At 60.4% G+C, this 21,452-nt stretch carries 22 protein-coding genes; 17 read left to right on the forward strand and 5 right to left on the reverse strand.

The window, feature by feature from the left end:
* Positions 1-628: 2OG-Fe(II) oxygenase (locus AC3WMT_RS29945; protein WP_103307275.1), on the reverse strand; the 628-nt coding region annotated here is incomplete at its 3' end.
* An 88-nt stretch (positions 629-716) separates the two neighbouring features.
* Positions 717-1,343 carry an alanyl-tRNA editing protein gene (locus AC3WMT_RS29950; RefSeq protein ID WP_103307274.1) on the reverse strand — a complete coding sequence of 209 codons (627 nt, stop codon included), beginning with the start codon at positions 1,341-1,343 and terminating at the stop codon, positions 717-719.
* Positions 1,344-1,433: 90 nt separating this feature from the next.
* Between AC3WMT_RS29950 and AC3WMT_RS29955 the strand changes: the two genes are divergently transcribed.
* A complete protein-coding gene (locus AC3WMT_RS29955; protein ID WP_103307273.1) occupies positions 1,434-2,432 on the forward strand; it encodes a LysR family transcriptional regulator in 999 nt (332 codons plus the stop codon).
* A 63-nt stretch (positions 2,433-2,495) separates the two neighbouring features.
* Here the strand turns inward: AC3WMT_RS29955 and AC3WMT_RS29960 are convergent, their stop codons facing one another.
* Positions 2,496-2,903, reverse strand: coding sequence for a PA2817 family protein (locus tag AC3WMT_RS29960; protein WP_103307272.1), 408 nt, complete (start codon positions 2,901-2,903; stop codon positions 2,496-2,498).
* A gap of 88 nt (positions 2,904-2,991) precedes the next feature.
* Positions 2,992-5,439, reverse strand: coding sequence for an acyl-CoA dehydrogenase (locus AC3WMT_RS29965; protein WP_103307271.1), 2,448 nt, complete (start codon positions 5,437-5,439; stop codon positions 2,992-2,994).
* 249 nt (positions 5,440-5,688) lie between these two features.
* Here AC3WMT_RS29965 and AC3WMT_RS29970 point away from each other — a divergent pair, with 249 nt between their 5' ends.
* The 4 genes from AC3WMT_RS29970 to AC3WMT_RS29985 all read left to right on the forward strand — a co-directional run bounded on the left by AC3WMT_RS29970 (position 5,689) and on the right by AC3WMT_RS29985 (position 8,858).
* Complete coding sequence (locus AC3WMT_RS29970) at positions 5,689-6,348, forward strand: transglutaminase-like domain-containing protein (RefSeq protein ID WP_103307270.1); 660 nt, start codon at positions 5,689-5,691, stop codon at positions 6,346-6,348.
* Between the two features lie 44 nt (positions 6,349-6,392).
* Positions 6,393-7,016, forward strand: a complete 624-nt coding sequence (locus AC3WMT_RS29975) for a glutathione S-transferase family protein (RefSeq protein ID WP_103307269.1) — start codon at positions 6,393-6,395, stop codon at positions 7,014-7,016.
* A gap of 133 nt (positions 7,017-7,149) precedes the next feature.
* Positions 7,150-8,082: an ABC transporter ATP-binding protein gene (locus AC3WMT_RS29980; RefSeq protein ID WP_103307268.1), complete on the forward strand. Its 933-nt coding sequence runs from the start codon at positions 7,150-7,152 to the stop codon at positions 8,080-8,082.
* On the forward strand, positions 8,079-8,858 hold the full coding sequence (locus AC3WMT_RS29985) for an ABC transporter permease (RefSeq protein WP_103307267.1): 780 nt from the start codon (positions 8,079-8,081) through the stop codon (positions 8,856-8,858). The genes AC3WMT_RS29980 and AC3WMT_RS29985 overlap by 4 nt, the downstream gene beginning before the upstream one ends.
* Positions 8,859-9,027: 169 nt before the next feature.
* On the opposite strand, the gene AC3WMT_RS29990 is transcribed toward AC3WMT_RS29985, so the two are convergent.
* Positions 9,028-9,546 carry a DUF2062 domain-containing protein gene (locus AC3WMT_RS29990; protein ID WP_103307266.1) on the reverse strand — a complete coding sequence of 173 codons (519 nt, stop codon included), beginning with the start codon at positions 9,544-9,546 and terminating at the stop codon, positions 9,028-9,030.
* A 136-nt stretch (positions 9,547-9,682) separates the two neighbouring features.
* Between AC3WMT_RS29990 and AC3WMT_RS29995 the strand changes: the two genes are divergently transcribed.
* From AC3WMT_RS29995 to AC3WMT_RS30050, 12 genes are all read left to right on the forward strand, one after another.
* Positions 9,683-11,917, forward strand: a complete 2,235-nt coding sequence (locus AC3WMT_RS29995; protein ID WP_103307265.1) for a DNA internalization-related competence protein ComEC/Rec2 — start codon at positions 9,683-9,685, stop codon at positions 11,915-11,917.
* A gap of 100 nt (positions 11,918-12,017) precedes the next feature.
* Positions 12,018-12,653 (forward strand): MotA/TolQ/ExbB proton channel family protein, encoded by a 636-nt coding sequence (locus tag AC3WMT_RS30000; RefSeq protein WP_007908216.1) that lies wholly within the window; start codon positions 12,018-12,020, stop codon positions 12,651-12,653.
* Positions 12,650-13,078, forward strand: a complete 429-nt coding sequence (locus AC3WMT_RS30005) for an ExbD/TolR family protein (RefSeq protein ID WP_103307264.1) — start codon at positions 12,650-12,652, stop codon at positions 13,076-13,078. The genes AC3WMT_RS30000 and AC3WMT_RS30005 overlap by 4 nt, the downstream gene beginning before the upstream one ends.
* Positions 13,078-14,088, forward strand: coding sequence for a tetraacyldisaccharide 4'-kinase (gene lpxK, locus AC3WMT_RS30010; protein ID WP_103307263.1), 1,011 nt, complete (start codon positions 13,078-13,080; stop codon positions 14,086-14,088). Before AC3WMT_RS30005 ends, lpxK begins: the two co-directional genes overlap by 1 nt.
* A 22-nt stretch (positions 14,089-14,110) precedes the next feature.
* Complete coding sequence (locus AC3WMT_RS30015; RefSeq protein WP_003174668.1) at positions 14,111-14,296, forward strand: Trm112 family protein; 186 nt, start codon at positions 14,111-14,113, stop codon at positions 14,294-14,296.
* Entirely contained in the window at positions 14,293-15,057 is a 765-nt protein-coding gene (gene kdsB, locus AC3WMT_RS30020) for a 3-deoxy-manno-octulosonate cytidylyltransferase (protein WP_103307262.1), read from the forward strand. The genes AC3WMT_RS30015 and kdsB overlap by 4 nt, the downstream gene beginning before the upstream one ends.
* Positions 15,057-15,521: a low molecular weight protein-tyrosine-phosphatase gene (locus tag AC3WMT_RS30025; RefSeq protein ID WP_103307261.1), complete on the forward strand. Its 465-nt coding sequence runs from the start codon at positions 15,057-15,059 to the stop codon at positions 15,519-15,521. Before kdsB ends, AC3WMT_RS30025 begins: the two co-directional genes overlap by 1 nt.
* On the forward strand, positions 15,518-16,537 hold the full coding sequence (gene murB / locus AC3WMT_RS30030; protein ID WP_103307260.1) for a UDP-N-acetylmuramate dehydrogenase: 1,020 nt from the start codon (positions 15,518-15,520) through the stop codon (positions 16,535-16,537). Before AC3WMT_RS30025 ends, murB begins: the two co-directional genes overlap by 4 nt.
* Before the next feature lie 343 nt (positions 16,538-16,880).
* Positions 16,881-17,351 (forward strand): (2Fe-2S)-binding protein, encoded by a 471-nt coding sequence (locus tag AC3WMT_RS30035; RefSeq protein ID WP_103307259.1) that lies wholly within the window; start codon positions 16,881-16,883, stop codon positions 17,349-17,351.
* Entirely contained in the window at positions 17,348-19,669 is a 2,322-nt protein-coding gene (locus AC3WMT_RS30040) for a xanthine dehydrogenase family protein molybdopterin-binding subunit (protein WP_103307258.1), read from the forward strand. Before AC3WMT_RS30035 ends, AC3WMT_RS30040 begins: the two co-directional genes overlap by 4 nt.
* On the forward strand, positions 19,669-20,649 hold the full coding sequence (locus tag AC3WMT_RS30045; protein ID WP_103307257.1) for an XdhC family protein: 981 nt from the start codon (positions 19,669-19,671) through the stop codon (positions 20,647-20,649). Before AC3WMT_RS30040 ends, AC3WMT_RS30045 begins: the two co-directional genes overlap by 1 nt.
* Positions 20,646-21,239 carry a nucleotidyltransferase family protein gene (locus AC3WMT_RS30050; protein ID WP_103307256.1) on the forward strand — a complete coding sequence of 198 codons (594 nt, stop codon included), beginning with the start codon at positions 20,646-20,648 and terminating at the stop codon, positions 21,237-21,239. The genes AC3WMT_RS30045 and AC3WMT_RS30050 overlap by 4 nt, the downstream gene beginning before the upstream one ends.
* The last annotated feature ends 213 nt before the right edge of the window (positions 21,240-21,452 follow it).

The raw sequence follows: 21,452 nt of genomic DNA on the forward strand, positions 1-21,452 counted from the left end.
CCTCAAGGGTGGGCGGGCCGAGCAGCGCCGGGTCGATGCCGTAACTGTCGCCACGCATTTCGTCAAACTGATCCGGGGTAATGTCGTCGTCCCACATTTGCAACGCACCGCCCTCGGTCGGCATGTTCAGATAGACGTTGCAGGCGAACTGCGCTTCGAGGCTGCGCGCCTGAAAGCTCTCCGGCGCGTCCTTGGCGAAAATGTCGTGATGGGCGAGGAAGCACACGCCGGGTTTCACCACGCGAGACAGGCCGACATACATTTTGCGCCCGTAGAGGTTTTCCAGATGCGCACCGGCCGGCCAGGATTCGTCGAGCATGCAGCGCAGCGTGTCGACCGGCGAGGAGTAGGGCGCACAGCGATTGCGCAGTTCGGCGATGTTGCTGGTAGCGCGTTCGAAGTAATCCTCGATCAACAGCGGCTGGTTTTCCGCCTCATAAAACGCCATGCCGATACGGCCGATACTCGGTGCGTTGATGTAGCCCTCAAAGCCTGGAGCGAGAATCTTGTCGCCAATCTGGATCGCCAGCGGTTCGGGCAAAAAGCCTTTGACGCGGATGGCGAGGACTTCTTCGTTGGCCAGTTTTTTTATGCACATCTCATCGAGACGCTCGACGTCTAGCATCATGTTATTTAGGTCCATCTATCGATAGTCAACGGAACCGGCGAGCGCGGTTCCCCGGCGCCGGACGCTGCGCGGGCAGCGTCCGAAATGCTCAATCCACGCTGTAGTGGACGGACAACGTGCCTTTCTTCTGCGAAAGGGACGCGATCGTGACTGTGCCCAGATCCTTCAGGCTACGTACATGGGTGCCACCGCAGCCGTAGGCAGGCAGATCACCAAAGCCGATTTCCCGCGCGCCTTCGCGCAGCGAAGTCAGGCGCGGCAGATCGTGCTCAATCCACTGGCCGATGCCGTGTTGAACGCTGTCTGCGTCAACTTCCTGAGCGGCGTCACCCGGCTTGAATTGCACCCGGCCCTCGTCCGGCCAGTGGTGTGCCTTGATCGGCGTCCAGCCCAGCGCTTGCACGAAATGCCCGATCAGGTGCCCGGCCGAGTGCATGCGCGTGTTGAAGCAGCGACGCTGTTCATCGATGCGGATCATGGTCATGCCGAGTTTCACCGGACGATCAACGTAATGAATGATCCGATCGGGTTCCTGGACGACGCGCAGTACCTGGCTTTCGCCGATCCAGCCGGTATCGCAGGGTTGGCCGCCACCTTGCGGATGAAACAGCGTGGCGCGCAGCACTACGGCAAATTCGTTCTCGTGGGGCGTGCAGTCGAGGACTTCCACATTGGCCTTGAGGTCATCACTATGGAAAAAGAGGCGAAGCGTCATATTCCATGCCCTTATTAAAGTTTCTATTTTTATTATATGAATCGTGTAATAACGTGATAATCCGTTCAAACATCAAAGGACTTGTGCGCTGTGAGCATAAATCTCCCGTTACCCCTGCTCGGCGAGATGGCGATATTCGTCAAGGTCGTGGAGACCGGCAGCTTCTCTGAAGCGGCGCGGCAGCTCGGATCTTCACCGTCGGCGGTGAGTCGCAGCATTTCGCGATTGGAAAAGGCCTTGGCCACGCGCTTGCTCCAGCGCACCACGCGCAAGCTGCGCCTGAGTGATGGCGGTGAAGAGGTGTTCAAGCGCTGTCAGGAGATGGTCAGTGCGGCCAAGTCAGTGATGGAGATCAGTGGCCAATTCACCCATGAAGCCGAAGGACTGGTGCGGGTCAGTGTGCCGAAGGCGGTGGGACGATTTGTCATTCATCCGCACATGCCTGAATTTTTGCGCCGTTATCCCAAGGTCGATGTCGAGCTGCTGCTGGAAGATCGGCAGGTCGATCTGATCGATGATCATGTCGATCTGGCGATCCGCATTACTGATCGCCCTCCGGCCGGGCTGGTCGGGCGGCAACTGCTGACCATCGATCATTTGCTCTGCGCCACCCCGCAATACCTCGCCGAACACGGCACGCCGACGCATCCACATGATTTGCTCAATCACAGCTGCATCTATCTGGGCGAAACCCCGAGCGATGCGCGCTGGAAATTCAAAAAGGGCAGCAAAGTGGTGACGGTTGGGGTGCGCGGGCGGTATGCGGCCAACCACACGGGCGTGCGTCTGGGCGCGGTGCTGCAGCACATCGGTATTGGCAGTCTGCCGTATTTCACCGCGCGCTATGCGCTGGAGCAGAAGTTGGTGGTGCAGGTGCTGCCGGACTGGACGTTTCTGGCGTCCTACCACGGAGGGCTCTGGTTGCTGCATTCGCCGACGCGTTATCTGCCGCCGAAGCTGCGGGTGTTTATCGATTATCTGGTGGAGTGCCTGGAGAAAGAACCGACCCTGAGCAAGCCAGGCAAGTCGGGTGGCGTGATCAACGCCGCGATGGCTTATGAGTTGCCGGAGAGTGAGGGGCTGCTTTAACCGCGCAGATAAAAAAAGGCCCGCATGGACAACTATGCGGGCCTTTTCATGAGCAGTTGAAAATCAGTGCTTGCTGTCCTGAGCGGACATGGCCATCAACTGTTTTTCCTGATTCCAGTCGAACGGCTCATCGTTCTGTTCGGCTTCGTAGCGGCGTTCTTCCAGTGCCTGATACATGTCGATCTCTTCATCGGACAGGTAGTGCAGGCAGTCGCCAGCGAAGAACCACAGCAGATCCCGCGGGATCAGGTGAGCAATTTGCGGGTAACGGGTAATCACTTGAGTCAGGATGTCCTGGCCCAGGTATTGGCTTTCGATCGGGTCGATCGGCAGGGACGCCAGCAGTTCATCGAAGCGCTCGAGGAACAAGGCATGGCTTTCTTCGGGAACCTGTTCGGCCTCACCTACGGCGACCAGGATACTGCGCAGATGGTCGAGCAAAACCAGATGATCGGCAACGACGTTGGACACGAGATAAGTCCTCAAGAGCAAAACGGGCGCAGGAGTATAAAGCTCCCGCGCCCATTTTTCACAAATAACAGCTACGTGGCTGTCGGGATCAGCGGACTTTACCCTCCGCCTGTTTCAGCTCTTCCTTGTCGAAGTCATCGACATCGATCACCTTGCGTCGCGCCGCTTCGGCTTCGCGCAGGTTCTGCGCTTCTCCGGGTTGCAACACCCCGGCTTCCAGCGCCGCGTCGATGGCATGCTCGCCTGCGACCGGTTTGACCTGACCGCTTTTCAGCGAGGTGTGCAGCTTTTTATGCAGCGGTTGCGCAGCGTTCAGCAGATCGCTGGCGTGTTGCAGCGCACCCACCGCATCGTCTGGCGATTGCGGGCGATAGCAGCCAGCGAGCAATTCTTCCAGCGCCGGATCGCCTTTGGCCCGGCCGATAACGCCGGCCACTTCGGCACCGAGTTTGTCCGATGGTCCTTTGTGACGACGGCCGAACGGGAACACGATCACCCGCAACAGACAGCCGAACACCTTGTTCGGGAAGTTGCTCAGCAGTTCATCCAGCGCGCGCTCCGACTGGCCGAGGCTTTCCTCCATGGCCCAGCGGAACAACGGCTCCATGTACGCCGGCGAATCCAGGTCGTGGTAGCGCTTGAGCGCGGCAGAGGCCAGATACAGGTTGCTCAACACATCGCCCAGGCGGGCTGACAGACGTTCGCGACGTTTCAGTTCGCCACCCAGCAGCATCATGCTGAAGTCGGCCAGCATCGCGAAAGCCGCAGCCTGGCGATTGAGTGCGCGGAAGTAACCTTGGCTGATCTTGTCGCCAGGCGCATGTTCGAAGTGGCCGAAACCAAGGTTCAGCACCAGCGTGCTGGCCGCGTTACTGACGGCAAAGCCGATGTGTTTGAGTAGCAGGCCGTCGAATTCTTTCAGCGCCTGATCCTTGTCTTCCCGCCCGGCCAAGGCCATTTCCTTGAGCACGAACGGATGGCAACGAATCGCGCCCTGACCGAAGATCATCAGGTTGCGCGAGAGAATGTTCGCGCCTTCCACGGTGATGAAGATCGGCGCACCGTTCCAGCTGCGTCCCAGGTAGTTATTCGGACCCATGATGATCGCCTTGCCACCGTGGACATCCATGGCGTGGCTGATGCACTCGCGACCGCGTTCGGTGAGGTGGTACTTGAGGATTGCCGACAACACCGACGGTTTCTCGCCCAGGTCCACCGCGTTGGCGGTCAGCATGCGCGCGGCGTCCATCATCCAGGCGTTGCCGCCGATGCGCGCCATCGCTTCCTGAATCCCTTCGAAGGCCGACAACGGTACGTTGAACTGCTCACGAATCTGCGCGTACTGTCCGGTGACCAGGCTGGTGAACTTGGCGGCACCCGTGCCAACGGCCGGGAGCGAAATCGAACGCCCGACCGACAGGCAGTTCATCAGCATCATCCAGCCTTTGCCGAGCATTTCCTGACCGCCGATGAGGAAGTCCAGCGGGATGAACACATCCTTGCCGGAGTTCGGGCCGTTCATGAAGGCTGCGCCCAATGGCAAATGCCGACGGCCGATTTCCACGCCTGCGGTATCGGTTGGAATCAGCGCGAGGCTGATGCCGAGGTCTTCCTTGTCGCCCAACAGGTGATCCGGGTCATAGGCCTTGAAGGCCAAGCCGAGAAGGGTGGCTACCGGGCCAAGGGTGATGTAACGCTTTTCCCAGTTCAGACGCAGACCAATGACTTCCTGTCCCTCCCACTGGCCTTTGCAGATGATCCCGGTGTCGGGCATCGCGCCGGCATCGGAACCGGCGAGCGGGCCGGTGAGGGCGAAGCAGGGAATATCATCGCCGCGGGCCAGACGCGGCAGGTAGTGATTGCGTTGTTCGTCGGTGCCGTAGTGCAGCAGCAGCTCGGCCGGGCCCAGGGAGTTAGGGACCATGACCGTTGATGCGAGGTCGCCGCTGCGGGTCGCGAGTTTCATTGCTACTTGCGAGTGGGCGTAAGCGGAGAAACCTTTACCGCCGAATTCTTTTGGAATGATCAGGGCGAAGAAGCCGTGTTCCTTGATATGGGTCCACGCTTCGGGCGGCAAATCCATCGACTGGCCAATCTGCCAGTCAGTGACCATCGCGCAGAGTTCTTCGGTCGGGCCATCAATGAACGCCTGCTCCTCTTCGCTCAATTGCACCTTGGGATAGGCGAGCAGCTTGTCCCAGTCCGGCCGGCCGCTGAACAGTTCTCCGTCCCACCACACCGTGCCGGCATCGATCGCGTCGCGTTCGGTCTGCGACATCGGCGGCAGGGTTTTCTGGAACCAGTTGAACAGCGGGGCGGTGAAATGTTTGCGGCGCAGGTCAGGCAGCAGCAACGGTGCTGCGACCACCGCCAGCACAATCCAGAAAATCAGCAGCAGCCAGCCCGGTGCGTGACTGAATATACCCATCGCCAGCAGGTAAACGGCAACGATGCCCAGCGCGGGCAGCGGGGCGATACGCCGGTGGGCGAGGTACGCCACACCAATGATCAAAACCAGTATCCACAACAACAGCATATTCAGTCCTCCGTGAACCAAGGCAAATCGACCCTCCAGAGCTTAGACGGCATCTGCAAAACCGGGTGGTCAGAGCAAGGTGATTGATATCGTGGGAAACCCCGGATGGTTTTCGTAGGTTCAGTGGGCAACACGTGTGGGAAATCGTTCGCCGATCCCGCGTCTTTGCGTCCAAGTTTGGCCGAAACGTCGTTATCTCTGTGCTTGAGCTGTCGCTAGACTCGGGACTCACCCAGGAGATCTGTCGTCATGCGCGAGTATCTGAGTCCCGGCCGCTTCATCGATAGTGACCACCCGGCGGTGGTGGAGTTCGCCGAACAACATCGTGGTGCCAGCCGCGATCCGCTCGAGCAGGCGATCAATCTGTATTACGCCGTGCGCGAGGCGGTGCGATACAACATGTACACCTTCAGCCGCGACCCGCAGACCTTGCGCGGCAGCTACGCGCTGGCGGCGGGTGAGAGTTATTGCGTGCCCAAAGCCACGCTGCTGGCCGGTTGTGCGCGGCATTGCGGGATCCCGGCGCGCATCGGTCTGGCGGACGTGAAAAACCATCTGTCGACGCCGCGCCTGCTGGAGCTGCTGAGAAGCGAAGTGTTCGCCATGCACGGTTACACCGAGCTGTTTCTGAATGATCGCTGGGTAAAAGCCACACCTGCGTTCAACCAGAAACTTTGCGAAATGTTCAACGTTGCGCCGCTGGAGTTCGACGGCATCCACGACAGCGTTTTCCACCCGTACAACAGCGATGGCGCGTTGCTGATGGAGTACCTGGTCGATCACGGCCAGTTCGCCGATGTACCGGAAACCTTGTTCTTCGAGCATCTGGAAAAATGCTATCCGCACCTGTTCAACGATCAACAGACGCCCCTGTCGGCTGACATGCGCAGTGATGTCGGCGGTCGCTGAACCGGCGTATGCTGCTTGGCCACTTGATTTGAAAAGAGGCGGTCATGCTGAAAATCTGGGGACGTAAGAACTCATCGAATGTCAGGAAACCGCTGTGGGCTGCCGAGGAACTTGGCCTGGCCTATGAGGCGATCGATGCCGGTGGTGCGTTCGGTGTGGTCGACACGCCCGAGTACCGGGCGATGAACCCGAACGGGCGGGTGCCGGTCATCGAAGATGACGGTTTCGTGCTCTGGGAATCCAACGCCATCGTCCGCTATCTGCTGGCCAGGCATGCGCCGAACACGGCGTGGTATCCCGCCGATCCGCAAGCGCGGGCCATCGCTGACAAGTGGATGGACTGGACCACCTCAAGTTTTGCAGGGCCTTTTCGCACCGTGTTCTGGGGCGTTCTGCGCACCCCGGCCGACAAGCAGGACTGGCCTGCGATCAACGCCGCCATCAAAGAATGCAATGAGTTGCTGAACATGGCCGATCAGGCTCTGGCCAGTCAGCCATACTTGTCCGGCAGCGAAATCGGCATGGGCGACATTCCCCTCGGCAGTTTCATTTATGCCTGGTTCGAGATGCCCATCGAGCGCGCCCCGCAACCGCACTTACACGCCTGGTACGAGCGGCTGAAGCTGCGTGCGGCGTATCAAAAAGCGGTCATGACCGCGTTGACTTGATAATAACTATCGACACACTTGACTGTACTTGTGTGGCGAGGCCAAGCACCATTGCGTTCATGCGCCGCGGTTGCATCCCTCGCCGCCCGCCCTTGTTTATCCCTTCCTTTCCTTCATGGTGCGTAAATCAGATATGAGTTCCGCTCTGTCCATCCGGCAGCTAACCAAAACCTACGGCAACGGGTTCCAGGCCTTGAGTGGTATCGATCTGGACGTCGCCGAAGGTGACTTTTTCGCCTTGCTCGGCCCCAACGGTGCCGGCAAATCCACGACCATCGGCATTCTCTCCACCCTGGTCAACAAGACCAGCGGCACGGTGAATATCTTCGGCAATGACCTGGACAAAAACCCGGCAGCGCTCAAGCGCTCGATCGGCGTGGTGCCCCAGGAATTCAACTTCAATCAGTTCGAAAAGACCTTCGACATCGTCGTGACCCAGGCCGGTTACTACGGCATTCCGGCGAAGATCGCCAAGGAACGCGCCGAGCAGTACCTGACTCAGTTGGGCCTGTGGGACAAGCGTGATGTGCCGTCACGGTCGCTGTCCGGCGGCATGAAGCGGCGGCTGATGATCGCCCGTGCACTGGTGCATGAACCGCGCCTGCTGATCCTCGACGAACCGACTGCCGGGGTGGACATCGAATTGCGCCGTTCGATGTGGACATTCCTCACCGAGCTGAACCAGAAAGGCATCACCATCATTCTCACCACGCACTATCTGGAAGAGGCTGAGCAGCTGTGCCGCAACATCGGCATCATCGACCACGGCACGATTGTCGAAAACACCAGCATGCGTCAGCTGCTTGGTCAGTTGCATGTGGAAACTTTCCTGCTCGACCTGAAAGGTGATCTGGCTACCGCGCCGCAACTGGTCGGCTATCCGTCGCGCCTGGTGGATGCGCACACGCTGGAAGTGCAGGTCGACAAGTCGATGGGCATCACCGCACTGTTCGGTCAGTTGGCGTTGCAGAACATCGAAGTGCTGAGCCTGCGCAACAAAACCAATCGCCTCGAGGAGCTGTTCGTGTCCCTGGTGGAGAAAAATCTGTCGAAGGTGGCGGTATGAGTTCCGAATTCCGTCCCAATCTCGTCGCGCTCCAGACCATCGTTTACCGCGAGGTCAAACGCTTCACGCGGATCTGGCCGCAGACCCTGCTGCCACCTGCGATCACCATGGTTCTGTACTTCGTGATCTTCGGCAACCTGATCGGCCGGCAGATCGGCGACATGGGTGGCTTCACTTACATGGAGTACATCGTGCCGGGGCTGATCATGATGTCGGTGATCACCAACTCCTATGGCAACGTGGTGTCGAGTTTCTTCGGCAGCAAGTTCCAGCGCTCGATTGAAGAGTTGATGGTTTCACCGGTGTCGCCGCATACGATATTGATCGGCTACGTCTGTGGTGGCGTGCTGCGTGGTTTGATGGTCGGCGTGATCGTGACAATTCTGTCGCTGTTCTTCACCCATTTGCAGGTGCATCACCTTGGCGTGACCATTCTGGTGGTGGTGCTGACAGCGACGATCTTCTCGCTGCTGGGCTTCATCAATGCTGTGTTTGCACGCAATTTCGATGACATCTCGATCATCCCGACTTTCGTGCTGACGCCGCTGACCTATCTGGGTGGCGTGTTCTATTCGATCACGTTGCTGCCACCGTTCTGGCAGACCGTGTCGCTGGCCAACCCGGTGCTGCATATGGTCAATGCCTTCCGTTACGGCATTCTGGGCGTGTCGGATATTCGCATCGGTATTGCGATCACCTTCATGTTGGTGGCGACGGTGGTGTTGTATTTCGGCTGCGCGCGCTTGCTGGTGAGCGGGCGCGGGATGCGTACCTGATACCCAAACCGCGGCGCTGCTATCGCGGGCAAGCCCGCTCCCACAGGGTTTGGTGTCGGTCACAAAAAATCGAGCAACCCGGATCATGTGGGAGCGGGCTTGCCCGAGATGACGTCTTACCAGACGCCACACAGTAAAACGGCCTCCCATTGCGGAGGCCGTTTTGCATTCAAGACATTCGTTTCTTCTTGCGCCGCGCCCACTGCCGCGCCACCCACCAGCGCCAGTACATCATCACCACGAAGTAGGCGAGGGCGCCAAGCACCAGCCCGACGACTACGGAACCCAACAAAAACGGTTGCCACAACGTCGACAGTTCGCCGCTGATCCATTCCCACGTCAGTTCATCCGGCAGATGCCGTGCGGGCACATCCATCAACCACGCTCCGGCCTGATACGTACAGAAAAATACCGCCGGCATGGTGATCGGATTGGTCAGCCACACCAGGCTGACAGCGATTGGCATATTGCCGCGAACGATGATGGCCAATGCGGCCGCCACCAGCATCTGCGCCGGAATCGGCAGGAATGCCGCAAACAATCCGACCGCCATCGCACGGGCAACCGAGTGGCGATTGAGGTGCCAGAGGTTCGGGTCATGCAGCAACTTGCCGAGAAAGCGTAAGGATTTGTGTTCCCTGATGCTCGTCGGGTCGGGCATGTAACGTTTGAATAAGCGCCGGGGCATAAGGCTTCTCGGTCGGTTAAGGCGGCAAGTATGTCTGGATTCTATGAACCGCCCATTCAGACTTTGTGACAATTGTTGACGACGCTCGTGCCCGACACCCGCTATGCCTAATGCAGGGACTCTCAAGGACGGGCTTATGCGCACAGGGATGATGGCGCTGGCAGTCGGTCTGCTGGCTCCGGTTTTTATGTCGGCGTTACCGCCGGTCTGGTTGATGGTGTTGCTGCCGGTTGTGGGTTTGATGTTGCTGCCGTTTCGCAGCTACCCGCTGGCGTTTTTGCTGTTCGGCTTTACTTGGGCCTGTATCAGCGCGCAATGGGCCTTGAATGACCGGTTGTCCGTTGAGCTGGATGGAGAAACCCGCTGGGTCGAAGGGCGGGTGATCGGTCTGCCGCAGCACAGCGATGGCGTGGTGCGATTCGAATTGGCAGATGCACGCTCGCGTCACGAAAAACTGCCGACATTGATGCGCCTGGCCTGGTACGCCGGGCCGCCGGTCAACAGCGGCGAGCGCTGGCGTCTGGCCGTCAAACTCAAACGCCCGGTGGGTTTGCTCAATCCTGATGCGTTCGACTACGAAGCCTGGCTGCTCGCGCAACGCATCGGCGCAACCGGCACGATCAAGGATGGCGAACGTCTGACAGCCGCGCGCGGGGCCTGGCGCGATGGCATTCGCCAGCGCTTGTTAACGGCGGACGCGCAAGGCCGGGCCGGGGCGCTGTCCGCGTTAGTGCTGGGTGATGGCTCAGGACTCAGTCGCGAGGACTGGCAGATTCTGCAAGACACCGGCACCGTGCATTTGCTGGTCATTTCCGGTCAGCACATCGGGATGCTGGCGGCGGTGATGTACTTGCTGGTCGCAGGTCTTGCCCGTTATGGGCTGTGGCCGCTGCGCTGGCCGTGGCTGCCATGGGCTTGTGGTCTGGCATTCGCGGCGGCGCTCGGTTACGGGCTGCTCGCCGGGTTCGATGTGCCGGTGCGACGCGCCTGCGTGATGGTCGGCCTGGTACTGTTGTGGCGCCTGCGCTTTCGCCATCTCGGTGCGTGGTGGCCGCTGTTATTGGCATTCGACGGCGTGCTGTTGCTTGATCCGCTGGCCAGTCTACGTCCTGGTTTCTGGTTGTCCTTCGCCGCGGTGGCGGTGCTGATTTTCACCTTTGGCGGGCGCCTCGGGGCATGGCGCCGGTGGCAGACATGGACACGAGCGCAGTGGCTGATTGCGATCGGTCTCTGTCCTGTGTTGTTGGCGCTTCACTTGCCAATCAGCCTGAGCGGGCCGTTGGCGAATTTGTTGGCGGTGCCCTGGATCAGTCTGCTGGTGCTGCCGCCGGCATTGCTCGGGACTTTGCTGTTACCGGTGCCGTATGTCGGCGAATGGCTGCTGTGGCTGGCGGGTGGTTTGATCGATTGGCTGTTTCAGGGTTTGGCCGTGATCGCCGGGCAATGGCCCGCGTGGATTGCACCGTCAATTCCCGAGTGGGCGTTGCTGATGGGCAGCCTCGGCGCTGTGCTGTTGCTATTGCCGCGCGGCGTGCCGATGCGTCCGTTGGGCTGGCCCCTGCTGCTGGTACTGGTAGTTCCGCCACGCGAGAAACCGGGCGAAGGGTTGGCCGACATCTGGCAACTCGATGTCGGCCAGGGGCTGGCGATTGTGGTCCGTACCCGTCATCACGTTTTGCTCTACGACGCCGGGCCGCGTTTCGGTGATTTCGATCTCGGTGAGCGCGTGGTGCTGCCAGCCTTGCGCAAGCTGAATGTCGAGAAACTTGACCTTATGCTGCTCAGTCACGCGGATGCCGATCACGCCGGCGGCGCTTTGGCCGTGGCGCGTGGTTTGAAAGTGAATCGAGTCATCAGTGGCGACTCACCGGGACTGCCGGCCGAGCTAAACGCTGAAGCCTGTGAAAGTGGCCAGCAATGGCAGTGGGACGGTGTCAGTTTTCAACTCTGGCAATGGACAGATGCCCATGACAGCAACCAGCGTTCCTGCGTGTTGCAGATCGAAGCCAATGGCGAGCGCCTGTTGCTGACGGGCGATATCGACACTCACGCCGAACGTGTTTTGCTGCAAAGCCCTCTGGCTGTTGAAACGCAATGGCTGCAAGCACCGCACCATGGCAGCCGCAGTTCCTCATCCATGGCCCTGCTCAAGACATTGAAACCTCAGGCCGTGCTGATTTCTCGCGGTCACGGCAACTCGTTCGGCCATCCGCACCCGACGGTTCTGGCGCGGTATCGCAAACAAGGCCTGCGCATTTACGACAGTGCCGAGCAGGGTGCCATTCATCTGCAATTGGGTACCTTCAAAGCGCCATGGGCGATGCGCCAGCAGCCGCGTTTCTGGCGCGATCCGCCCGCACTGGCCCGTTGATCGGGCGCGCGCGCCTGCGACATCACGGTCGTCGGGGCGGCGGGTCCTGATCGCGAACCGGTATGGTAAAGTGGCGCACTTTTTCGAGGGGACTGTCACTGTGTGGGAATTGGTCAAATCCGGCGGCTGGATGATGTTGCCGATCATTCTGAGTTCCATCGCGGCCATGGCGATTGTCGCCGAGCGCCTGTGGACCCTGCGCGCCAGTCGCGTCACCCCCGAGCATCTGCTGGGCCAGGTCTGGGTCTGGATCAAGGACAAACAGCTCAATAAAGAGAAGCTCAAGGAATTGCGCGCCAATTCGCCGCTGGGGGAAATCCTCGCTGCCGGTCTGGCCAACTCCAAGCATGGTCGCGAGATCATGAAAGAGTGCATCGAAGAGGCCGCCGCTCGGGTCATTCACGAGCTCGAGCGCTACGTCAATGCTCTGGGCACCATCGCCGCGATGTCACCGTTGCTCGGTCTGCTAGGTACGGTGCTGGGCATGATCGATATTTTCAGCGCCTTCACCGGTTCCGGCATGACCACCAATGCTTCAGTCCTGGCCGGTGGTATCTCCAAGGCGTTGATCACCACAGCCGCAGGCCTGATGGTCGGTATTCCGGCGGTGTTCTTCCACCGTTTCCTGCAACGTCGCATCGACGAGCTGGTGGTGGGCATGGAGCAGGAAGCGATCAAACTGGTTGAAGTGGTGCAGGGCGACCGTGACGTCGATCTGGCTGAGGGCCGCGCGTGAAATTCCGTCGCAAGCCTCGGGAAACGATCGACATCAACCTCGCGTCGCTGATCGATGTGGTGTTCATCCTGCTGCTGTTTTTCGTCGTGACCACTACGTTTACCCGCGAAACCCAGTTGCGCGTTGATCTGCCGGAAGCCGTCAGCGGCTCGCCGGCCGAAGATCAGCAGCTCAAGCAGATCGACGTGGCCATCAGCGCCGAAGGGGTGTTTTCGGTGAACAACAAGGTTCTGCCGAAAAACGATCTGGCGACTCTGATGGACGCCATGCAGAAAGAATCCAACGGTGATACCAACATGCCGTTGTCGATCAGTGCCGACGGCAAGACTCAGCATCAATCGGTGATCACCGCCATGGACGCGGCCGGCAAGCTCGGTTTCAGCCATTTGCGCATGACCACGGTCGAGGCGGCGCCCAAGTCCTGATGAGCCTGTCCGATCGTTTGCTCGCCGCGTGGTATCAGGGGCACCCGGCCCTGACGCTGCTGCGGCCGCTGGAAATGCTCTATCGCCGCGTCGTGGTGGGCAAACGCCAGCGCTTTCTTGATGGCCAGGGCGAGATCTATCAGCCGCCAGTGCCGCTCATTGTGGTCGGTAACATCACTGTCGGCGGTACTGGCAAGACGCCGATGATCCTCTGGCTGATCGAGCATTGCCGCCGCAGCGGTTTGCGTGTCGGCGTGGTCAGTCGTGGCTACGGTGCCAAACCGCCGCAGTTGCCTTGGCGAGTGGAGGCCGAGCAGAGCGCTGATATTGCCGGCGACGAACCCCTGTTGATCGTCCAGCGCACCGGCGTGCCGCTGATGATCGACCCCGATCGCAGCGCAGCGGTCAAAGCCTTGCTCGCCAGCGAACCGCTGGATCTGATTCTTTCCGACGACGGCATGCAGCATTACCGCCTCGCACGGGATCTGGAGCTGGTGCTGATCGATGCCGCCCGTGGCCTCGGTAATAAACGTTGCCTGCCGGCTGGGCCGTTGCGCGAGCCGATCGAGCGCCTGCAAAGTGTCGACGGCGTGCTGTTCAATGGCGCGACGGCTGATCGTGAAGACGGTTTCGCCTTTCGTCTGCAACCCACGGCGCTGGTCAATCTGCGCAGCGGCGAGCGCCAGTCGCTCAAGCATTTTGCGCCGGGGCAGAGCGTGCACGCGGTGGCCGGGATCGGCAATCCGCAACGTTTCTTCAATACCCTCGAAGCGCTAGACTGGCGAGCAGTCCCGCATGCGTTTGCCGACCACGCCGAATACAGCGTGCAGGCCTTGAATTTCACACCGTCATTGCCAGTGGTGATGACCGAAAAGGACGCGGTGAAGTGCCGTGCCTTCGCTGCTGCCGACTGGTGGTATCTGGCGGTCGATGCCGTGCCGTCGCCGGCCTTCGTGGCCTGGTTCGACACACAGCTGATGCGCCTGTTGCCGGATCGTCTTTTGCCTTAACTCTTCTATCCAGGGAATGTTCATGGACACCAAATTGCTCGACATCCTCGCGTGCCCGATCTGCAAAGGCCCGCTCAAGCTCAGCGCCGACAAGACCGAGCTGATCAGCAAAGGCGCCGGCCTGGCCTATCCGATCCGTGACGGCATCCCGGTGATGCTCGAAAGCGAGGCCCGTACCCTGACCACTGACGAGCGTCTGGATAAATGACCACTGCCTTCACCGTTGTCATTCCGTCGCGTTTCGCCTCGACCCGTCTGCCGGGCAAGCCGCTGCTGGACATCGCCGGCAAACCGATGATCCAGCACGTCTGGGAACAGGCGAGCAAAAGCAGCGCCGCCCGCGTGGTGGTTGCGACTGACGATGCGCGCATTGTCGAGGCCTGCAAGGCCTTTGGCGCCGAAGTGGTGCTGACCCGTGAAGATCACAACTCCGGCACCGATCGTCTGGCTGAAGTTGCGGCGAAACTGGGCCTTGAGCCCGACGCGATCGTGGTCAACGTGCAGGGCGATGAGCCGCTGATTCCGCCAAGCGTGATCGATCAGGTCGCCGCCAACCTGGCCGCCCACACTGAAGCGCGCATGGCCACCCTGGCCGAGCCGATCGAGGATGTGCAAACCCTGTTCAACCCGAACGTGGTCAAGGTCGTCAGCGACATCAATGGGCTGGCGCTGACTTTCAGCCGAGCCACCTTGCCGTGGGCTCGCGACGCGTTCGCAAAGAGCCAAGAGCAATTGCCCGAAGGCGTGCCGTACCGTCGGCACATCGGCATTTATGCCTACCGCGCCGGGTTCCTCCAGGACTTTGTGAGCTGGGGTCCGTGCTGGCTGGAAAACACCGAATCCCTCGAGCAGTTGCGTGCCCTGTGGCATGGCGTGCGCATTCATGTGGCTGATGCGTTGATCGCACCGCCAACCGGCGTCGACACCGTCGAAGACCTTGAGCGCGTTCGACGCCTGCTGGAGGCCTGATGCGGGTTCTGTTCGTGTGCCTGGGCAACATTTGCCGGTCGCCCACTGCCGAAGGCGTATTGCGCCACAAACTGCGGGAAGCAGGGCTGGCGGATCAGGTCGAAGTGGCCTCTGCCGGCACTGGCGACTGGCACGTCGGCAATCCACCGGACAAACGCAGTCAGGCTGCGGCCAAACTGCGCGGTTATGATTTGTCGGCGCAGCGCGCCCAGCAGGTCAGCCGCGCCGACTTCGCCAGCTACGACCTGATTCTGGCCATGGACAACAGCAACCTGCGCAATCTCAAGGCGTTGCAACCGTCCACCGGCAAAGCCGAGCTGGACCTGTTCCTGCGACGCTATGCCGGGCTGGTCGATGAAGTGCCGGATCCGTACTACGACGGTGATCAGGGCTTTGAGCAGGTGCTGGACCTGATTGAAGCAGCGTGTGACCAATTGCTGATCGAAGTGAAGGGCCGGTTATGAGTTTGCAGGTGCAGTCCCGGGTTTCCCTGAAACCGTTCAACAGTTTTGGCGTCGACGTTAACGCACAACTGTTCGCCGAGGCCCACAGCGACGCAGATGTACGTGAAGCGCTGACTTATGCCACAGCGCACGACGTGCCATTGCTGGTGATCGGCGGTGGCAGCAACTTGCTGCTGACCGCAGATATTCCCGCGCTGGTGCTGCGCATGGCCACTCGCGGAATCCGCGTGATCAGTGATGACGGCAGTCGCGTGGTGATCGAAGCCGAGGCCGGCGAACCTTGGCATGCCTTTGTGCAGCACACCTTGGCGTCGGGTTTTTCCGGTCTGGAAAACCTAAGTCTGATTCCCGGCACCGTCGGCGCCGCGCCGATGCAGAACATCGGCGCTTACGGGGTCGAGATCAAGGATGTGTTCGCCGGGCTTACCGCGCTGGATCGCCAGACTGGCGAGCTGCGCGATTTCAGCCTGGAAGACTGCAACTTCGCCTACCGTGACAGCCTGTTCAAGCAGCAGCCGGGACGCTGGTTGATTATGCGGGTGCGGTTTGCGCTCGACCGCGTCGCTCATTTGCATCTGGAATATGGCCCGGTGCGTCAGCGCCTGACCGAGCAGGGCATTGAGCAGCCAACACCCACCGACGTCAGCCGCGCAATCTGCAGCATCCGCAGTGAAAAACTGCCGGACCCGGCGGTGCTCGGCAATGCCGGCAGCTTCTTCAAGAATCCGTTGGTGTCGGCGGCACTGGTGGCGCAGATCAAGGAGCAGCACCCGGATCTGGTAGCCTACGCGCAACCGGATGGGCAGATGAAGCTGGCTGCCGGCTGGTTGATCGAGCGTGCTGGCTGGAAAGGTTTCCGTGAGGCCGATGCCGGCGTGCATAAATTGCAGGCGCTGGTGCTGGTCAACTACGGCGCAGCCACCGGCCTGCAACTGCTGGATCTGGCGCAACGCATCCAGAAAGATATTGCCGAACGTTTCAATGTCGAGCTGGAGATGGAGCCCAATCGTTATTGAGACTACGCTTCAGGTCGGTATCCAAAGCCCTGCACTGATAAAAAAGTGCAGGGCTTTTTTGTTAATCGCGGGTTAACGTAGCCAGCTAACGATAACCGTCATTTGCTCCATCAAAGGCCCGGTGCAGACGTCGCCGTCAGCACAAGAGAGCCTGTGCCAACCACATATCAGTCAGCGATGACCCCTGTGGCGAGGGAGCAAGCTCCCTCGCCACAGGATCAGTGTTCAGCTTCACTGATGTGTATCGGCCGATTAGCCTGAGTCGATCTGCGCGAACCACACCGCTGATTTCCGGCGGCAGATTGCTCGACCCCATAACCACTAGAAATATGCGGGCGTGCCCATGATTACCCTGAAACTCAACGGTCAAGACCATCCCCTCGATGTCACCGAAGACATGCCACTGTTGTGGGCGATTCGTGATGTCGCCGGTTACAACGGCACCAAATTCGGCTGCGGCATGGGCCTGTGCGGCGCCTGCACCATTCATATCGATGGGTTGCCTGCACGCAGTTGCATCACGCCGATTGGCTCAGTGGTCGGGCAGAACGTCACCACTATCGACAACTTGCACGCTGACCCGGTCGGGCAAATCGTTCAGCAAGCCTGGCTCGACACGGCTGTCGCGCAATGCGGTTTCTGTCAGGGCGGGCAGATCATGTCCGCGACGGCGCTGCTCAAAACCAATCCCAACCCGAGCGACGAGCAGATCGAAGAAGCGATGGTCGGCAATGTTTGCCGTTGTGGCACCTATAACCGGATCAAAACCGCGATCCGTCAGGCCTCCACTCATCTGAAGGAGGTCAAGGCATGAGCCGTCTACCGAACGATTTCGCCCTGAGCAATCTCAGTCGCCGAGGCTTTCTCAAAGGCGTCGGGGCGACTGGCGCGCTGGTGCTGGCCGCCAGTTGGGGCTGGCAGGATGCGCTGGCCGACGAGAAGGAAAAGAAATTCGGCGCCGATGGCATGCCCAACGGCTGGATCGATGATCCGAAGGTCTACGTCAGCATCGCCGCTGACGGCACTGTGACAGTGGTGTGCAACCGCTCGGAAATGGGCCAGGGCGTGCGCACCAGTCTGACCATGGTGGTTGCCGACGAACTTGAGGCTGACTGGGCTCACGTCAAAGTGCAGCAGGCCCCGGGCGATGAAGTACGTTTCGGCAACCAGGACACCGACGGTTCACGCAGCATGCGTCACTGGTACGAGCCGATGCGTCGCTGCGGCGCCGCTGCCCGAACCATGCTTGAGCAAGCCGCCGCCGACCAATGGAAAGTGCCAGTCGGCGAGTGTCACGCGCAGTTGCACAAAGTCGTTCATAAACCGTCCGGTCGCGAGCTGGGTTATGGCGAACTCGCCGCCGCGGCCAGTGCGTTGACGGTGCCGGCGCGTGACAGCCTGCGGCTCAAGCAGCCGTCGGAATTTCGCTACATCGGCAAAGAAGGCAACAAAGCCATCGACGGTGACGACATCGTCAACGGCCGCGCGGTGTACGGTGCCGACGTGCATTTCGACGGCATGCTCTACGCGACCATCGCCCGTCCGGCAGTGTACGGCGGCAAGGTCAAATCGCTCGACGACAGCGCCGCGCTGAAAGTCCCGGGTGTGCTTAAAGTGATTCAGATCGAAAACCGTCCGTTGCCTTCGGAGTTCCAGCCATTGGGTGGCGTGGCGGTCGTCGCGAGCAATACCTGGGCGGCGATCAAGGGCCGCGAGGCGCTGAAGATCGAATGGGATGATGGCCCGAACGCCAGTTACGACTCGATTGCCTACCGCAAGGAGTTGGAAGCCGCATCGCTGAAGCCCGGCAAAGTGGTACGCAACACCGGCGATATCGACAAGGCCTTGAGCGGCGCTGCCAGCAGCCTTGAGGCTTCTTACTACCTGCCGCATCTGGCGCAGGCACCGATGGAACCGATGGTTGCCATTGCCCGTTACAACAATGGGGTTTGCGAAGCCTGGGCGCCGAGTCAGGCGCCACAGGTCACCCGTGAGCGGATCGCCGAACGCCTCGGTTTGCCGTTCGATAACGTCACCTTCAATGTCACGCTGCTGGGTGGCGGTTTCGGGCGCAAGTCGAAGCCTGACTTCGTCGTTGAAGCCGCGATCCTCGCCAAGGAATTTCCGGGCAAAGCGCTGCGGGTGCAGTGGACGCGTGAAGATGACATCCACAATTCGTATTTCCACACCGTGTCCGCCGAATACCTGAAGGCCGGGATCGGCAAGGACGGCATGCCGTCCGGTTGGCTGCATCGCACCGTCGCGCCAAGTATCACCGCACTGTTTGCCCCGGGCATGAACCATGAGGCGGCGTTCGAGCTGGGCATGGGTTTCACCAACATGGCTTATGCCATCCCCAACGTGCGTCTGGAAAATCCCGAAGCCACTGTGCACACGCGGGTCGGCTGGTATCGCTCGGTGTCGAACATCCCCCACGGTTTTGCGATCCAGAGTTTTGTCGATGAACTGGCGCACAAGGCCGGTGTTGATCCGTTGAAGTACCAGATCAAACTGCTCGGCCCGGATCGACAGATCGATCCGCGCACCCTGAGCGAAGAGTGGAACTACGGCGAATCCCCCGAGCGTTATCCGATCGACACCGGACGTATGCGCACCGTGCTGGAAACCGCGGCCAAGGCAGCCGGTTGGGGACGTCAATTGCCCAAGGGGCGCGGCCTCGGTCTGGCGGTGCATTACAGTTTCGTCACCTATGTGGCGGCGGTCATTGAAGTCGAGGTCAAAGACGATGGCACGCTGATCGTGCACAAGGCGGACATCGCCGTGGATTGCGGGCCGCAGATCAACCCTGAGCGCATCCGTTCGCAGTTCGAGGGGGCCTGTGTCATGGGGCTCGGGAATGCGGTGCTGGGTGAGATCAGCTTCAAGGACGGCAAGGTGCAGCAGGATAACTTCCATATGTACGAAGTCGCGCGCATGTCGCTCGCGCCGAAAGAGGTTGCGGTGCATCTGGTGACGCCGCCGGGCGATGTGCCGTTGGGCGGTGTCGGTGAGCCGGGTGTGCCGCCGATTGCGCCGGCGCTGTGCAATGCGATCTTCGCGGCCACCGGTCAGCGTATTCGCAATCTGCCGGTGCGTTATCAGTTGCAGGGCTGGCAGAAGGCCAAAGCCTGATGGACAGCGCTGATCTCAATGTTCTGCGCAGCGTGCTCGAATGGCGCCGCGCCGGTCAGCGGGTGGTGTTGTTCAGTGTGGTGCAGACCTGGGGCACCGCGCCCCGGGCTCCCGGCGCCATGCTGGCGTTGCGCGAGGACGGCGTGGTGATCGGCTCGGTGTCGGGCGGGTGTGTCGAGGATGACTTGATTGCCCGCCTGCACGACGGACGGATTGCCGCTGACGGGCCGCCGGTGCAATTGATCACCTATGGCGTCACGCGGGAAGAGGCGGCGCGCTTCGGCTTGCCGTGCGGCGGTACGTTGCGTCTGACCGAGGAGCGGGTCGGTGATCCGGCCTGGGTCGCCGAGCTGTTGGCGCGTTGCGAAGCCCATGAGATCGTCGCCCGTGAGCTGAATATCGAAACCGGTGAAGTGGTTCTGACGGCCGCGAGCAAATCCGACTCGCTGGAATTCGACGGCAAGACCCTACGCGCGATTTATGGCCCGCGCTGGCGGCTGCTGTTGATCGGTGCCGGTCAGTTGTCGCGGTACGTGGCGGACATGGCGCGACTGCTGGATTTCGAGGTGCTGATCTGCGATCCGCGCACCGAGTTCGTCTACGGTTGGGAAGAGCACCACGGTCGTTTCGTCCCCGGCATGCCGGATGATGCGGTGCTGAGTATTCAAACCGATGAGCGCACGGCGATTGTCGCGCTGACTCACGATCCGCGCCTGGATGACATGGCATTGCTTACCGCGCTCGATTCGCCGGCCTTTTATGTCGGAGCGCTGGGCTCGCGGGTCAACAGTCAAAAACGCCGGGAGAATCTGGCTCAGCTAGGCTTGTCTGTACAGGCCATCGCTCGTTTGCACGGGCCGATCGGCTTGCACATCGGCAGTCACTCGCCGGCGGAAATCGCTTTGTCCTTGCTAGCGGAAATTGTTGCGATCAAGAACGGGGTCGAGTTGAAACAGAAGAAAACAGTGGAGGGCGCATGAGTCTATCTATCGGCGTAGTGGTGCTGGCAGCGGGCGAGGGCAACCGCTTCCGCCAGGTTGCCGGTGCGGACAAGGACAAGTTGCTGGCCGATTGCACCGGGCGCGATGGCGCCGTGCGTTCGGTGATCGAGCAAGTGTTGGTCAATCTGCCGGCCAGTCTCGACAAGCGCGTGCTGGTGACCACTGAAGCGCGGCCGCAGGCAATGCGCATGGCTCAGGCGTATGGGTGTGAGGTGGTTTCGATCGAGTCTACCGGGATGGGCGACAGCATTGCAGCCGGTGTGGCGGCGTGCCCGGAAGTGGATGGCTGGTTGATCGTGCTGGGGGATATGCCGTTTATCCTGCCGTCGAGTATCGAGCGGGTGGTGGCGGCAATGGCTGACGATGCGGTGAGCGTGCCGGTGCAGGCTGGCGAGTTTGGGCATCCGGTGGGGTTTGGGCGTTCGTTTGGTCCGGGCTTGCTTGCGTTGAACGGTGATCGCGGGGCTAGGCCGTTGTTCAAGCAGGGGCGGGTGGTTGAGGTTGCAGTGGATGATCCCGGAGTGTTGTGGGATATCGATGTGCCTGAAGCGCTGGTGTTCGCTCGATAGCCCTCACCCTAACCCTCTCCCGGAGGGTAAGGGGACTGACCGAGGTGTTCTTTGGAGAGATACCGACTAAACATCAAGTCGAACTCAGGTTTTGAACAGCACGAAAATCGGCTCCCTTTCCCCCTCTCCCTCTGGGTGTATGTACCGGAGACATGGTGGACAGGTGTTCGGAGACATGGTGGACACTTTTTAATAGACACATTGCTCATCACC

Source organism: Pseudomonas sp. FW305-7 (genome assembly GCF_058786735.1).